15 protein-coding genes are annotated in these 15410 nt (G+C 39.5%); 1 reads left to right on the forward strand and 14 read right to left on the reverse strand.

The features are described 5' to 3' along the window. Positions 1-129: 129 nt before the first annotated feature. From ACTQX6_RS04540 to fmt, 10 genes are all read right to left on the reverse strand, one after another. The gene (locus ACTQX6_RS04540; protein WP_303971603.1) at positions 130-1440 is read right to left on the reverse strand and encodes a UDP-N-acetylmuramate--L-alanine ligase; all 1311 of its coding nucleotides are present in this window, start codon (positions 1438-1440) and stop codon (positions 130-132) included. Positions 1441-1455: 15 nt separating this feature from the next. Beyond that, positions 1456-2097: a hypothetical protein gene (locus ACTQX6_RS04545; protein ID WP_294688695.1), complete on the reverse strand. Its 642-nt coding sequence runs from the start codon at positions 2095-2097 to the stop codon at positions 1456-1458. A gap of 2 nt (positions 2098-2099) precedes the next feature. Beyond that, positions 2100-2429 carry a thioredoxin family protein gene (locus tag ACTQX6_RS04550; protein WP_117445382.1) on the reverse strand — a complete coding sequence of 110 codons (330 nt, stop codon included), beginning with the start codon at positions 2427-2429 and terminating at the stop codon, positions 2100-2102. After that, positions 2413-3057, reverse strand: a complete 645-nt coding sequence (trmB, locus tag ACTQX6_RS04555; RefSeq protein WP_306803547.1) for a tRNA (guanosine(46)-N7)-methyltransferase TrmB — start codon at positions 3055-3057, stop codon at positions 2413-2415. Before trmB ends, ACTQX6_RS04550 begins: the two co-directional genes overlap by 17 nt. An 8-nt stretch (positions 3058-3065) precedes the next feature. Beyond that, positions 3066-4442 carry a dipeptidase PepV gene (pepV, locus tag ACTQX6_RS04560; RefSeq protein WP_272005334.1) on the reverse strand — a complete coding sequence of 459 codons (1377 nt, stop codon included), beginning with the start codon at positions 4440-4442 and terminating at the stop codon, positions 3066-3068. A 231-nt stretch (positions 4443-4673) separates the two neighbouring features. Then, complete coding sequence (pnp, locus tag ACTQX6_RS04565; RefSeq protein WP_272005332.1) at positions 4674-6827, reverse strand: polyribonucleotide nucleotidyltransferase; 2154 nt, start codon at positions 6825-6827, stop codon at positions 4674-4676. A gap of 68 nt (positions 6828-6895) precedes the next feature. After that, entirely contained in the window at positions 6896-7162 is a 267-nt protein-coding gene (gene rpsO / locus ACTQX6_RS04570; RefSeq protein WP_117445387.1) for a 30S ribosomal protein S15, read from the reverse strand. 87 nt (positions 7163-7249) lie between these two features. Beyond that, a complete protein-coding gene (hemW, locus tag ACTQX6_RS04575) occupies positions 7250-8332 on the reverse strand; it encodes a radical SAM family heme chaperone HemW (protein WP_272005329.1) in 1083 nt (360 codons plus the stop codon). After that, positions 8332-10134 carry a translation elongation factor 4 gene (lepA, locus tag ACTQX6_RS04580; RefSeq protein ID WP_272005326.1) on the reverse strand — a complete coding sequence of 601 codons (1803 nt, stop codon included), beginning with the start codon at positions 10132-10134 and terminating at the stop codon, positions 8332-8334. Before lepA ends, hemW begins: the two co-directional genes overlap by 1 nt. Positions 10135-10145: 11 nt before the next feature. Further along, positions 10146-11078 (reverse strand): methionyl-tRNA formyltransferase, encoded by a 933-nt coding sequence (gene fmt, locus ACTQX6_RS04585; RefSeq protein WP_294688690.1) that lies wholly within the window; start codon positions 11076-11078, stop codon positions 10146-10148. A 110-nt stretch (positions 11079-11188) separates the two neighbouring features. Between fmt and rpsT the strand changes: the two genes are divergently transcribed. Next, the gene (gene rpsT, locus ACTQX6_RS04590) at positions 11189-11452 is read left to right on the forward strand and encodes a 30S ribosomal protein S20 (protein ID WP_022789105.1); all 264 of its coding nucleotides are present in this window, start codon (positions 11189-11191) and stop codon (positions 11450-11452) included. A gap of 31 nt (positions 11453-11483) precedes the next feature. Here the strand turns inward: rpsT and holA are convergent, their stop codons facing one another. The 4 genes from holA to greA all read right to left on the reverse strand — a co-directional run bounded on the left by holA (position 11484) and on the right by greA (position 15351). Next, positions 11484-12413, reverse strand: a complete 930-nt coding sequence (holA, locus tag ACTQX6_RS04595) for a DNA polymerase III subunit delta (RefSeq protein WP_441657330.1) — start codon at positions 12411-12413, stop codon at positions 11484-11486. Between the two features lie 2 nt (positions 12414-12415). Further along, positions 12416-14161 carry a ComEC/Rec2 family competence protein gene (locus tag ACTQX6_RS04600; protein ID WP_294688687.1) on the reverse strand — a complete coding sequence of 582 codons (1746 nt, stop codon included), beginning with the start codon at positions 14159-14161 and terminating at the stop codon, positions 12416-12418. Between the two features lie 179 nt (positions 14162-14340). Beyond that, the gene (locus tag ACTQX6_RS04605) at positions 14341-14820 is read right to left on the reverse strand and encodes a helix-hairpin-helix domain-containing protein (protein ID WP_167698216.1); all 480 of its coding nucleotides are present in this window, start codon (positions 14818-14820) and stop codon (positions 14341-14343) included. A 45-nt stretch (positions 14821-14865) separates the two neighbouring features. Then, complete coding sequence (greA, locus tag ACTQX6_RS04610; RefSeq protein ID WP_117445394.1) at positions 14866-15351, reverse strand: transcription elongation factor GreA; 486 nt, start codon at positions 15349-15351, stop codon at positions 14866-14868. Between the last annotated feature and the right edge of the window lie 59 nt (positions 15352-15410).

The following is a 15410-nucleotide window of genomic DNA, read 5'->3' on the forward strand; positions in this document are numbered from 1 at the left end:
CAGAATTATTATAACATTTCAAAGGAAGGAAGACCATTTCTTTTTGAAAAATTTTTCATAAATCTTGAAAACGCTTTAAAATAAAGACGGAGTTGAAAAAAGACACCCTAAAGGCGTCTATAAACGATACTATTTTAGAAGCTTTGCCAATTTGTCCTTTAACAGGTAAATATCCTTACTGGACATAAAGACATAGACAGCCGGTGCCATCTCTTTTAAGACCTCTGCTGATTTTTCATCGATATCCAATAAGATAGAATTCGGACATAAATCTAAAAGATCTTGAATCGTAACTGTAATACTTTCATCTTCTCTTTGTGCATTTTTAGGGAAATCACACAATACAACTTGATCAGCCGTATTTAAGCTGTCGGCAAAATCTTGAAGGAAGTATTGCAGCCTGGAATAACGATCAGGTTTATACAAGGCAATAACCTTCTTTTCCGGATATTTCTTTCGTGCCGAATCGATCATGTAGCGAATGGCAGTCGGATGATGTGCATAATCATCAATCAATACACTATCCTTGACTTCTTCAATGACAAAACGGCGGGCAATTCCCTGATAAGTCTTTAATCCCTCAACAATGTCATTTACAGGCATTCCTAACACATGACATAAGGCAAAACAGCCTAAGGCATCCTGCAGGAAGGGATCACCAACCTCACTTAATTCGATATGTGCTAAGACCTTGCCCTGATATAGACAATCAAAGTGCATTCCAAAAGGACCTTGTTCGATATTTACAGCCTGATAATCATTTCCCTTTTGTAAACCATATGTCGTAACAGGTACCGAATACGATAATTTTGGCAAATATGGATCATCTCCAAAAATGACACAGTGCTTCTTTGTCTGATTGACAAAAGATTGAAACGCATCGAGATAATCATCCATATCTTTATAATAATCAACATGATCCAGCTCAATGTTAGTAATCAGTGCATAATCTGGATGGTATGCCAAGAAATGTCGTTGAAACTCACAAGATTCCAATACAAAATATTTCGCATCCTCCGGCATATGTCCATGTCCATCCCCAATCAAATATCCTGTCGGTAAAAGCTGTGGCAAAACATGCCCCAAAATTCCCGTTGTCGTTGATTTTCCATGCGTTCCTGCCACACTGATAGATGTATAAGACTCCAACAATTTTCCCAGGTATTCATTGTAGTAATATGTCTTCACCGTTGGATTTTGCATAGCCGCTTTCACTTCCGGATTGGTTTCATCAAACGAAAGTCCAATAATGCAGGTATCATGATCATGAATATGACTGGCATCAAAGGTCGTGATCGGAATACCTCTTTTTTCCACTTCATCCTGTGTAAAGATATATTTTTCAATATCGCTTCCCGTAACATCTTTATGCTCATCATAAAGAATACTGGCTAAAGCTGCCATTCCTGTACCTTTGATTCCGATAAAATGATAGGCCACTTGACTCACCTCGAATCAGTCTTTTGAAAACAAAGTGGCTTGTTTGTTTTCTTTCTTTTCCGGTTTTTCTAACATCGAATCCAGAGAATATCCGCGATCCTTGCCGTTAGCTTCTTTTTGTGCCGGTTCCATCTTTGGAATATTCTGTACCACCGGTGTTACGCCCGGTCGATCGCCGTACATAGGCGAAAGAACTGTCATATAGTCTTCCAGCTGTTCCGGTTTATTTAAATCGATCGCATTGTGCACTTTGGACGTATCTTTTTTTGACTCTTCCATATTCCCAAAAATCGGAGAAATGATTGGTGTATATTCCAAATCCTCCTGAGTTCTGCGCACTTTTTTGGTTTTAGAGCGATCAAAATGATACATTTTTTTTCTTGGACGTGGCTCCTCGCTTGCTACACTGTCAACATCCAACCCTGTAAAGATCGTACTTTTAGGTTCTGTGCTTGCAGGAGTCTGACCAAAGTTTGCAATCTGTACATCTTCTGTCTGTGGTGCCAAATGAATCTGCGGCTCAACAAAAGTGGATTCCTGCGGTTGTTGTACCTGTACATTGGAAACCGGCGTCTCTTCCTTTTGAACAGGCTTGTTTACTTCTTCTTCCGGTTCTACTTCTTCAGTAAAAATAGCTTGCATTAAGTCTTTAAACATGTTTATTCCTCCACATCCTTTAACGCATCAAGATATGCTTCAATTTCCGGTCTGGTCTTTCGCAGTGAAGAGACAAAACGAGAAACTTCTTTTCCGTTTTTAAAGCTGACAAAGCTTGGGATTCCCATGATTTCCAATTCCTGTGCCAGATCCATCATTTCATCACGGTCTATTTCATAAAAATCATAGGCATCATAGGCCGCTTCGACACTTGGCATAAATGGTTTGATAAACATGCAGTCACCACACCATTTGGTCGTAAATAAGATGACACTGATCTTATCATTTTGAATAGCGGTATTAAATTCCTGTTCATTATGAATCTGTTTCATTTTCCTTCTCCTTTTTGAATACACAGCGATAGATAGGCTGTCCATTGGCAATAAATTTTTCTTCGTATTCGGTGATCGCATCTTCTTCATGCGGCTCTCTACGATAATTTACACATAAATCATCCAATAAAAAGCCGGCTTTCAAAAACTCCAGAACAGAATATTCAAACAACTTTTCATTATCCGTTTTCATCTGGATTTGTCCGTGCTTTGATAAGATCGACTGATATTGCTGAAGAAAGGAAGCACTGCTCAATCTTCGTTTCGCATATCGTTTTTTCGGCCATGGATCACTAAAGTTCAGATGCAGTATATCGACCTCTTCTTTGGCAAACCATGTATCGATCAAAGAAGCATCTCCATGAATCAAGAAAAGATTTTCCACATCCTTGGCTTCATCAAATTTCTTTGCCGCAATGCCGGCTGCACTCTCATTCTTTTCAATGGCCACAAACAATTCATCCGGATATTTACGTGCCATTTCTAACGAATAGTTCCCTTTACCGCAACCAATCTCTACATGAAGCAGGCGATATTGTCCCTTCCATAAAGATTTTTTTTCTTCGGGATGGGTGACAAGCTTCTGACTGTCGGATAAATATTCCACAGCCCACTTTACTTTACGCATTCGCATGATTAACTACACAAAGATACGATCGCATCGGCATAAATAGCGATGGCCTGTATCAAATTCTCCAATTTAATTCCTTCATCTCTTTGATGACATTCTCCGACAAATTGATCGGTCGTTTTTACTTCATTTGGCAAGACCGGTCCATAAGATACAAAATTTTCAAACTTACGAGCATAAGTTCCTCCACCCAATGTAAAGGCGCAGGAGAACGTATCTTTCGTGTATTTCTGATAAACCGCCATCAGATCCGTAACCAGCTTAGATTGTGGATCGACAAACAACGGTTTGGAATCACTTTCCATGATTGCACGAATGTTGGAGGATAAAGAAGCACATGTCGCATCAAAGCCTTCCATAATCGTTTTCGCATCAGTATCGTTTGGATAACGAATATCAATCAAGATACGTGTTTTACCATCTTCGATATCGACAATACCTGTATTCATCGTCAAGAAAGACATATATAAACCATTTTTATAAATACCAACCGGTTTTCCCTGCCAGTCTTGTAAGATATGATATAAATCTTTGGCAAGCTGATCATCAAAGGACTGACCAACAAAATTCAAAATGTGAACTGCTGCATTTACTCCTAACCATGGCATAGCTGCATGGGCAAAAACACCGTCAATATGAATCGTGTTGCCTTGAATACTTCCCTGCAAACCGTTGACTTTGCAGTAATAAGCAAACTCTTCTTTTTGTTTATCATTGATGGAGGCAAGTGTACAATCCGCTTTTCCGATCACGATATTAGGTCGACTGCCGGCATGAAAAGACTGGATCACACTTTTATCCTGCGATTCCAGGACGACATGCAGGCCACCTTTTTCTCCGTAGATGACCGGGAAATCGGCATCCGGTACAAATCCCATCTGTGGAATTTCCGCATGTTCTTTATAATAGTCCATACACTCCATTCCGCTTTCTTCATCGCATCCGGTAATCAACATGACTCTGCGCTTTAAAGGAATGTTTTGTTCTTTAATGATCTTTAGCGCATAATAAGCCGCCAAAGCCGGCCCTTTATCATCCATGACACCACGGCCGAATACATAACCGTCATTGACAGTGACTTTTAGCGGATCTTTTGTCCAGTCATCCCCAATCGGAACGATATCCAAATGACCCAATACACCTAATGTATCTTTTTGTTCACCATATTCAATGACACCGGCATAGCCATCAATATCTTTTGTCACAAAACCATCACGTTTTCCCATCTCCAACATCGCATCCAACGCTTCTCGGCATTTCTTACCAAAAGGCGCATTCTCAGCTTTTGTGGATAAATCACGTGTTGATTCTATAGAAACCAATGTATTCAAATCTTTAAGAAAGTCATCTTGTTTTTCTTGTGCAAATTTCAAAAAATCCATATGTTAGTTCCACCTCTCTTTGGTATTTTAACACATTTCAAATCGACTATAAACAGGAATGACAATTATCTTCTATTACGTTTTATAAAAATTCCTGATCATTAAAATCTCTACTATTTATCGCTATTTAGAAGAATTTCAAAAAATAAAAATGTTTACATTTGCTTTTGATATTATAACTGAAATCCAATAAATTCACTTTTTACAAAAAAAGGATTGCACTCTGCAATCCTAGTTCGATTCTTCTTTCTGTTCTTTTTTCGGTTCTTCCTTTGGTTTTGGAAGCAGTGCTTTGGCACTAACATTGATACGACCTTTGTTGTCGATCTCAGTAACCTTGACATCAATCGTATCGCCGATTTTTAAGACATCTTCCACTTTTTCTACACGGTGATGAGAAATCTTGGAGATGTGCAATAATCCATCCGTATTACCAAACAAGTTGACAAATGCACCAAATTTTTCGATACGAACGACTGTTGCGGTATAGACATCACCAACTTTAGCTTCACGAACGATATTAGAAATCATTTCTTTAGCTTTGTTGATCGTATCATAGTCATGATGATAGATCACAACTTTTCCGTCATCATCGATATCGATCTTGACATTGTCACAAGCCGCAATGATCTCATTGATCATTTTTCCACCTGGACCAATGACATCCTTGATCTTATCTGGATCAATGTTCATCATCGCAATCTTAGGAGCATATGGACTTAATTCCTTTCTTGGTTCCGGAATACATGCCAACATGTTATCCAAGATTTCCAGACGGGCTTTGTGCGCCTGTGCCAGTGCTTCTTCGAAAATATCCTTTGTGATTCCAGTCACCTTGATATCCATCTGTAAGGCAGTGATCCCTTTTGTAGTACCGGCAACTTTGAAATCCATATCACCAAAGTGATCTTCCATACCCTGAATATCCGTTAATACTGTATATTTACCGGAGTTATCATCCATGATCAGCCCCATCGCAATACCGGCTACCGGCGCCTTGATCGGAACACCGGCTGCCATCAAAGACATCGTTCCGGCGCAAATACTGGCCTGAGAACTGGAACCGTTACTTTCCATAACATCGGCAACGGTACGAATCGTATAAGGGAATTCATCTAAGCTTGGTAATACCTGCAACAAAGCACGTTCTCCTAAAGCACCATGTCCGATTTCACGACGTCCCGGACTTCCCATACGTCCGGTCTCTCCTACACAGTATGGTGGGAAATTGTAATGATGCATGAAACGCTTAGCTTCAACCTCTGTCAAATCATCAATGATCTGGTTTTCGTTGATAGCTCCCAATGTTGTGGTAGATAACACCTGTGTTTCCCCACGTGTAAACAAGGCGGAACCATGAACTCTTGGCAATAAATCGACCTGTGAATTCAATGGACGAATTTCATCGATGGCACGACCATCCGGACGCACTTTGTCTTCAATGATCAAACGACGAACTTCATCGGCTTCAATAGCACGACAAATTTCTTTTGTCTGTTTTGCGGCATTGTTCAATTCTTTTTCAGAATTGTATTCCTTGGCAGAGATCATCTCTACTGCTTCTTCTGTCAATTCATCAATTTTTCCGTAGCGTTCCAATTTTTCTTTGATGGATACAGCTTCACGGATTTTTGCTTCAAAGTTTTCACGAATTTCTTTATCTAATGCTTCATCAACTGCATATAAAGCCACTTCGCGTTTTTCTTTACCACAGGCTTTTACAATTTCTTCCTGGAATGCACAAAGCTTCTTGATTTGTTCATGTCCAAACATCAATGCCTGTAACATATCTTCTTCACTGACCTCTTTGGCCCCGGCTTCCACCATGTTCAAAGCCTGACTGGTACCGGCAACCGTTAGATCAATATCGCTGGCAGCTGCCTGTTCAACGGTTGGGTTACAAATCAGTTCCCCGTTGACACGACCGACTTTTACACCGGCAATCGGACCGTTGAATGGAATATCACTGATGCACAAGGCAAGGCTGGCCCCAAACATAGCCGACATTTCCGGTGAATAATCCTGATCCACACTTAAAACCGTATTCACGACCTGTACTTCATTACGGAATCCTTCCGCAAACAAAGGACGAATCGGACGGTCGATCATACGAGCCGTTAAAGTCGCGTGCTCACTGGGACGTCCTTCTCTTCGTAAAAAACCTCCCGGTATCTTCCCTACGGAGTATAACTTTTCTTCAAAACTTACTGTTAGCGGAAAGAAATCGATTCCTTCCTTTGCCTGATTCGATGCACAAGCGGTTGATAACGTAACGGTATCTCCGTAACGCACGATGACAGCACCATCTGCCTGCTTGGCAATCTCACCAGTTTCCACTGTGATCCCCCGACCACAGAAATCTAAATGAAACTCTTGTTTCGCCATATTTTACCTCTCTTTATACCGATTGTTAGTGTAACATAATCAGACAACAAAAAAAAGTAATCTTTCGATTACTTTCTCAGACCTAAACGAGCGATCAAAGATTTATAACGTTCCAAATCTTTGTTCTTCAAATATGCCAACATATTTTTACGACGGCCAACCATTTTCATCAAACCTCTTTGAGAATGATAATCATGTTTGTGTTCCTTGAAGTGTTCTGTCAAACGGTTGATCTGTGCTGTCAATACCGCAATCTGAACTTCCGGAGAACCTGTATCTCCTTCATGTGTGGCGTATTCTTTCATAATAGCCTGTTTTTCTGCTTTCAATAACATTTTTTCTTCCTCCTGTATTGTGTTCTAATGATCCAGGAATAAGGTCGGAAGTCTCCTTGTTCTTAGACCAAAAGCACGAATACTATATCAGTTTACATCGAGGAAATCAACTAAAATCGTATTTAAAATTTCCATTCCCTCAGGTGTCGGTTTTAAATACGGTTTTTCATATACAAGATATTCCGGCATGTATTTTCGTAATACATTTTGATAGATCGTATGAAAATCCTTCTGATACTTTTCTTGCCATTGGTCAACATTTAATCCAAAACTCGTTCGCAATGCCATCATGATCGCATCAAAAGCATTGTCCTCTTCCAAATAAACAGGATTGGGGCCTTCTTTTAAATACGTCTGCATATCCTTTGCATTTTCATACAACAACCCATTTTCTTTACCGGATGCACCACAGCCAATACCATAAAAATCCTGATCCGACCAATAATGAAGATTATGTCGAGAATAGGCTTTCTCTTTGGCAAAGCTGCTGATTTCATAATGTTCAAATCCATGTTCAATACACGCCGAAACGATGGTTTCATACATATCCGCTTCCAAATCTTCATCACAGGGCATAATATGCCGTTTTCCAAAAACAGAATTTTCTTCGATCTGTAAGGAATAGATGGAAAGATGCTTTATATCTAAGGCAAACGCATGGGCTAGATCCTCTTTCACATCCTCTAAAGTCTGATTTGGTAAAGCATAGATCAAATCAATGGAAATATTGTGGATACCGGCTTTATTAAAATAAGAAATCGCATCATAGACTTGTTTTATAGAATGTGTTCGACCAATAGCCTGCAGCCTTGTATTCGAAAACGTCTGAACGCCAAGACTGATTCGATTAACACCCAGCTTCTGATACAAAGCCGCCTGTTCCGGTGTCACATACTCTGGATTGCATTCAACTGTCCATTCATAATTGTTATCTAAATACGGTTTGAAGAAAGAAGCTAATTTGATAAATGCAGACTCTGAAAGAGAGTTTGGTGTTCCCCCTCCAAAATATAACGTCTTTAAATGCGATATAGATTTTGAATGAACTTCTTTTTGAATCTGATCCAACCATGGATCTATTCTGTTTTCATCGTAGATCCAGCGACAAAATGCACAGTAATAGCAAATGCTCCTACAAAACGGAACATGGACATAGCATGCATCCGCCATTATTGATCATCCATAGAAAGAACAGCCATGAAAGCTTCCTGAGGAATTTCTACCGATCCCACTTTCTTCATACGCTTCTTTCCTTCTTTCTGTTTTTCCAACAATTTCTTTTTACGAGAGATATCCCCACCATAACACTTGGCTAATACATTCTTACGCAACGCTTTGATATTGGTACGGGCAATAATCTTTCCGCCAATAGCTGCCTGTACCGGAATTTCAAACTGCTGCTTAGGAATGATGTCTTTTAATTTGATGGTCATCGCATTGCCACGATTATAGGCAAAATCCTTAAACACGATCGTACTTAAGGCATCGATGATTTGTCCGTTCAATAAGATATCCATTTTTACTAAAGCACTTGTTTTATAACCACTGAAATGATAATCCAGACTGGCATAACCCTTAGTATATGATTTCATCTTGTCAAAGAAATCATAGATGATTTCACTTAAAGGTAATTCATAAACCATGTTCATACGAAGATCATCAATCACCTGCAGATCGATGTATTCGCCTCGTTTTTTCTGACAAAAATCCATCATGGCGCCTACATAATCCTTTGGTACCATGATTTCAGCGCGTACATAAGGCTCTTCAATATGATCGATATTTTGTGTCGGCGGTAAAGCGGCCGGATTATCGATTTCCAACATCGTTCCATCCGTTTTATACACATGATAAATTACCGAAGGTGATGTAGCAATCAAATCCAAATTGTATTCTCTTTCCAACCGCTCTTCAACCACATCCATATGTAAAAGTCCTAAAAAGCCACAGCGGAAACCAAAACCCAAAGCCTGGGATGTCTCCGGCTCAAAGCGCAAAGAAGCATCATTTAACTTCAATTTGGATAAGGCTTCTTTTAGATCATCATAACGAGCATTATCCACCGGGTAGAGTCCACAATAAACCATTGGATTCATTTCACGATACCCATGCAAAGCCACTTCACAAGGTTGTTCCACTTTGGTAATCGTATCACCGACACGTACATCCTCGATATTTTTGATGGCCGCACTCACCCAACCGACTTCACCGGTCACAAGTTCAGATTTAATAACTTCCTTAGGTGTTCGAACACCAACATCGATGACCTCATATTCGGCACCGGTTGCCATAAAGCGAATCTTGTCTTTTGGTTTGATCGTTCCATTTTTAACACTGATAAAGGCAATAACACCACGATACGAATCGTAAAGGCTGTCAAAGACCAGGGCTTGAAGCGGTGCATCTTTATCACCTTTGGGTGCCGGTAACTTATGCACAATCTGCTCCAGTACCTGATCGACATGTAAGCCGGATTTAGCACTGATCTCTACCGCATCGCTGCAATCTAAACCGATGAGATTTTCAATTTCCTCTTTGACAACATCTGGTTGTGCGCTGGGAAGATCGACTTTATTTAAAACCGGTAAAATCTCAAGATCGTTTTCTAAAGCCAGATAGACATTAGCCAAGGTTTGTGCCTGTACCCCCTGAGCCGCATCAACGACAAGCACAGCACCATCACAGGCAGCTAAAGAACGAGAAACCTCATAGCTGAAATCGACATGGCCCGGTGTATCGATCAAATGAAAAACATAGTCCTGTCCATCTTTGGCATGATAAATCAGCTGAACCGCATTCAATTTGATTGTAATACCTCTTTCTCTTTCCAGATCCATAGAATCTAAGATCTGATCCTTCATCTCTCTTTTTTCCACAGTATCTGTTAATTCCAAAATACGATCGGCCAATGTAGATTTGCCATGGTCGATATGTGCAATAATTGAAAAATTTCGTATATTCTTCTGATCCATTTCACCACTCCTTAACTGACGCGTTTCCCTTTTAGATTTTGTCCTTGTCCATTGGCAAAATCCAGACCGGAAACAACCGGTTTTCCTTCCATTTGGCACTCCAAAATGATCAAAATGCCATGGTGAAGACTTAAACCAAAGCCTTGATCCACTTTTCCCAACCAAACAAAAGGATCCTTAACTTCCTGTTGTTTATAATCTACTTTATAAATCTTAAACTTCTTGTGATTGACTTCAATGTAGCCTCCCGGCGCATGCGATAAAGCATTGATCTGACAAAGAATGGCTTTGTCGTCTTTGGAAAGATCGATCTTTTCATCTTCTTTTTCAATTTTGGCCGCAAAGGTTACCAATGATTCGTCCTGTTCTACATAGTGTGCATCCTTAGAACAAATCGCATCATAATCTCTTATCAACAAGCGACTGGCCGCCAGTGCCATCTTTTCAAATAAGCTGGATGATGTTTCCATTGGCTCAATCACGATTTCCTCGGTATCAAAAACCGGTCCGGCATCCATAGCCGAAACCATCTTCATCAAAGACATGCCAGTCTTTTTTTCACCATCCCAAATGGCTCTTTGAATCGGTGCCGCTCCACGATATTTTGGCAATAAAGAACCATGAAGATTCACACAGCCATAAACCGGTGCTTCTAAGATTACATCCGGTACGATCTGTCCAAATGCACAAGTCACGATCAGCTCCGGCTTGGCATCCAAAACAGCCTGATACTCCTCTTTGATACGGTATGGCTGGAACACAGGAATGTCATGATTCAAAGCACATTCCTTAACCGGCGAATAAGTAATCTTCTGCTTACGGCCTACCTTTCGATCCGGCTGTGTCACCACCAGCACGATATCGATACCAGCTTCTATCATATTTTCTAATACGGTACAGGCAATTTGCGGGGTTCCCATAAAAACGGTACGTACTTTTTTCATATCCATTCCTCCAATCTTGGCTATTATACCCTATTTTTTTGAACTTGTGTTGCATTAAGAACAATATTTTGTTATAATTCAAAAGCAATTTAAGTCAGGAGGTGCAAGCCATGCCACAAATTAAATCGCAAAAGAAACGTGTTAAAACAAATAACAAAGCGCACAAATTAGTTGTATCCAAAAAAACGGCTTTAAAAACTTCCATTAAAAAAGTTTTAGCTGCTGTAGAAGCTCAGGATAAAGAAGCAGCAGTTGCCGCATACAACGAATGTTGTTCAAAGCTTGATAAAGCTGTCGCTAAAGGCGTACATCATAAGAACTATGCCAGCCGACAGAAATCACGTTTGGCTACAGCTATCAACCATATTCAGTAAAAAAAGTTTCCGCTTGGGAAACTCTTTTTTTTTACATCCATTTTAAGATCATGTTCTCAAAACCTTCATCCTTATCGATACGCCCCATTTTCATTTCCTGATCCAATGTAGCCAAGGTTTCTAACTGATCCAATAATTCCTCGCTGGTAAAAGATTGCGCCTTTTTCATATTGATCTGTACCCGATAAGGATGTGCCTTTAAAAACGAAGCGATTTCTTCTTTTGTCATCGCCTGATTCATGCAAACTCGAACCTGAAATAAAAAGCGAACCTGTGATGCCAACAATCCGATGATTGCTACCGGCTCCATATTCTGTTTTCGAAAGTTTCGATAAAAAGCTAATAAACGAACCCCGTTTTTGGAAAACAGCGCATCGACCATCTTAAAAACATCGTTGATCGGCTCCGGCGTAACCAATGCTTGTACATCTTCTAAATGAATCACATCTCCATAGGTTTTTAATTTATAGATTTCTGAATCGATTCGCATCGCATCCAGTCCGACTCTTTGACAAAACCATCGTAAAGCATCCGCATCCATATGCAGCTGTTCTTTCTTGATATGCTCCTGAATATAGCTTCTCTGGCTTTGTTCATCTAAGGCAATACAACTATACACCGTGGAAATTTCCATCAACTGTTTTACTGCTTTTTTTCTTTGATCCAGCTTGGCGCTTTCACAGATCAAAACAAGTACATAGCCATCTTCCCCATTTCTTTTTAAAAACGGTTCAATGTCATAATGCGTGGTATTTTTCGAAGACAGGAAAGTGCAATGCTCCAGACAGATCATCTTAGCCTCATCAAAGATAGAAATGCTATCCATCTCCTGCAGGACTTCCTCCTGTGTTTGCACCAGTGCATCCAAACGTACGATATTTTGAATCTTATGCTTTCTTTTAATCACATCTACCTTTTGATGAATACGACTTGTATCATCACCAAATACGATATAGAACATATTTAAATCACCGAACCAATTATACCAAAAATATGATTCCCTGTTTGAAAAAAATGTAAACCATGAAAGCTGTAAATTTGTATCATCCCTACATCTGCAGTATTCAGTGCATCAATCCCTGCTTCCTGTAAGTTATTGAGTACCTCAAGATCAGGATGTCCGTATCGATTCCCTTTTCCGGAAGAGATCAAAGCAAGTTGAGGATGCACGTGATGCAAAAAGTCTGGTAGAGAACTGGTTTTAGAGCCATGATGTCCTACTTTTAGAATATCCGCTTCTAGATTCGGATATTGGTGAAGCAACTGTTTCTCAATCGTTCTTGAAGCATCGCCCATCCATAAATAGGTCTGATCATCATAAATAAAATAAGAGATGATACTTTTATCGTTTTCTTCTTTCGCATCACGATTTTCCAACAGTGAATAAAACGGATAGGAGACATTGATCTTTTGAAAAGGCTGTGTAATGATCGTATCAATCTGTAAATGCTCCTTTAACGTTTCAATACCGCCGATATGATCAAAGTCTTCATGCGTCAAAATAACCGTATCAATTCTGTTGATATGCTTCTTTTGAAGATATGGCAATACTACTTTTTCCATATTGTCCGGATGCATGATATTTTCTCCACAGTCAATCAATACGGCTGATCGCAAAAAAGGTTCTGTGATCAAAGTGCAGTCCGCCTGTCCGATGGAAAAGACCGTCACTCTAAAGAAAGGATCACAATACGGTAAAACAAAAGGCGTCAGTATCGTGATGACGGATAATAGCACAGTTATTCTCTGTTTGTGATAAAAGAGCAATCCAAAACAGGCGGATAACCATATCAATAAAAATAAGAGACCGGCATCATAAAACCACGTAATCGAAGGAAGTGCATTCGCAAACGCAGTCCAGTATGTTGAAATATCCACAGCCGGAAACCACAATCCAACACATGCCAGCAATAATACGATACCGCTCCATTTACGTAACCAGCTAAAACAAAGAAAGCTGAATCCATCCATCTCTTGAAAGTATAAAAATGAAAGTCCGAATAAGAGAAGCTTTCGTACCAACCATCTTTGTACTGAGCCTGAACACAAAACGACTGTCAATGAAAACAAAGACGGAAGAACAAAGGCAAAGGAAAGTGCTTTTTGCGGCATCAAAAGTAGAAATAAAAAGGTCGTACAGGCAAATTGATATTCCCATTCCTTAAAGAAATAACGAGAAATCTTTTGGCAAATATAGCGACATAAAGAAGCTGTAAAAACAAACAGCAAACCACAGAAGAGTCCTATCAAAATCATGAATAGAGTTATCCCTGAAGATGATACAAACCGTTTTAAAGCTTTCTCTACAGAATAGAGCAAAGACATCAATGGAAGCGATAAGCGCATGATTAAATCCGGTGTATCTTCCTTATAAATGCCATATAAAAATCCTTGTAAAGACGAAGAATGATGACGAATAAAACGATATACATCACTGCGTAAAGACCTTCCCTTTTGAACCAGAGAATCTTTATGAACAATTCCCTGATAATAAATATCGGACGTCTGAAGATACTGTTCAAAGGAAAATAACGAAAGATTATTCAAGGAATGCACACGTTTAAATTCTTTTATATCGTATTGATCACCATAATCTGCATCTTGAAGATCATATAAGAGAATCTTTGTTGTAGAATCCGAGGCAATCGCATAATTAGTCTTTATTTTTTCTATCACATACGTACCAGGTTTTGGCATTGTCGGCCGCATAGGATAAAAGCACAAAGAAACTAAACATACCATTATCCAAAGTACAAGGATACCCAAATACTTTGTATTGGTTGCACAAAACAAAAACAAACCACACACAAAGAGAATAAGTAGAAAGTATATATCCTTTATTGCCAACGACAGCCAGAAACCAACCACAAGAAAGAACATATTCCTTTTCATAGCGAAATCTGATCCTTGATGGCTTCAAACAGTTTGGGCCCAATTCCTTTGACGTTCATGATTTCTTCCAGCGTAGAAAACGGCTTTTCTTGACGATAGGCAATGATACGATCGGCCATGGCCGGACCGATTCTATGCAGGCGGCAAAGTTCTTCCTTGGAAGCAGAGTTTATCGAGATTAAATGCGCTGTTTCTTTTGAAGATGGAATCATGATCGTACTGTCCGGTTCCACATTTTCTAACAATGTCAAATTTTGTACGTCTGCTGCCTTGGTAAGTCCGCCTGCTTCCTCAATGAGATCTTGTATTGTAGCTTCCCACTTGATAGAATAAATCCCTGGTTTATTGACTTCTCCTTTTATCTCTGCTTTCTTGATCGTTGGTGCGACTAAATCCAAAGAAACCGGCTGATATCGATTCCAGTACGCAAAACAGAGACAAAACACAAATAACAAAAAAAGAAGAGTTCTTTTCATAATATATCACCCTTCTTTTATATACGTATAAAATTTGAAAAACTATTACTTTATACTTAAAATTTTTACTTTATATGGTTCTTCGACACGTGTAACGGTTACTGTCTCTCCAACTTTGTGATCCAAAATAGCTTCGGCCAATGGTGTATTGTTGGAAAGCTTTCCGTTTAATGGGTCAGCTTCAATAGAACCTACGATAGAGAATGTGTTCTCCACATGATCCTGTAAATCTTCCAATGTCACGATCGATCCCAACTTCACAACGGCATTTTTCTTCTTTTTCTTGCCATCGGATTCTTCGATAATTTCCGCATTTTTGATCATTGTCTCCAATTCACGAATACGAGCTTCTACCTGCGCCTGATGATCTCTGGCTGCATCATAATCCGCGTTTTCGGACAAGTCCCCCTGTGCACGGGCTTCCTGTAATTCAATGATGACCTGCTGACGGACATTTTGAACTAGATTTTCATGCTCTTTGACAAGATCATTATACCCTTCCTGGGTGACATAAAATTTATCATTTTCCATTGTTTATTCACTCCTTGATTGCATTGTGATTATAGCATACCCACTGTTTTTTTCAATCC

The sequence above is a fragment of the Faecalicoccus sp. LCP19S3_E2 genome, assembly GCF_052121255.1.
GTDB lineage: Bacteria > Bacillota_I > Bacilli_A > Erysipelotrichales > Erysipelotrichaceae > Faecalicoccus.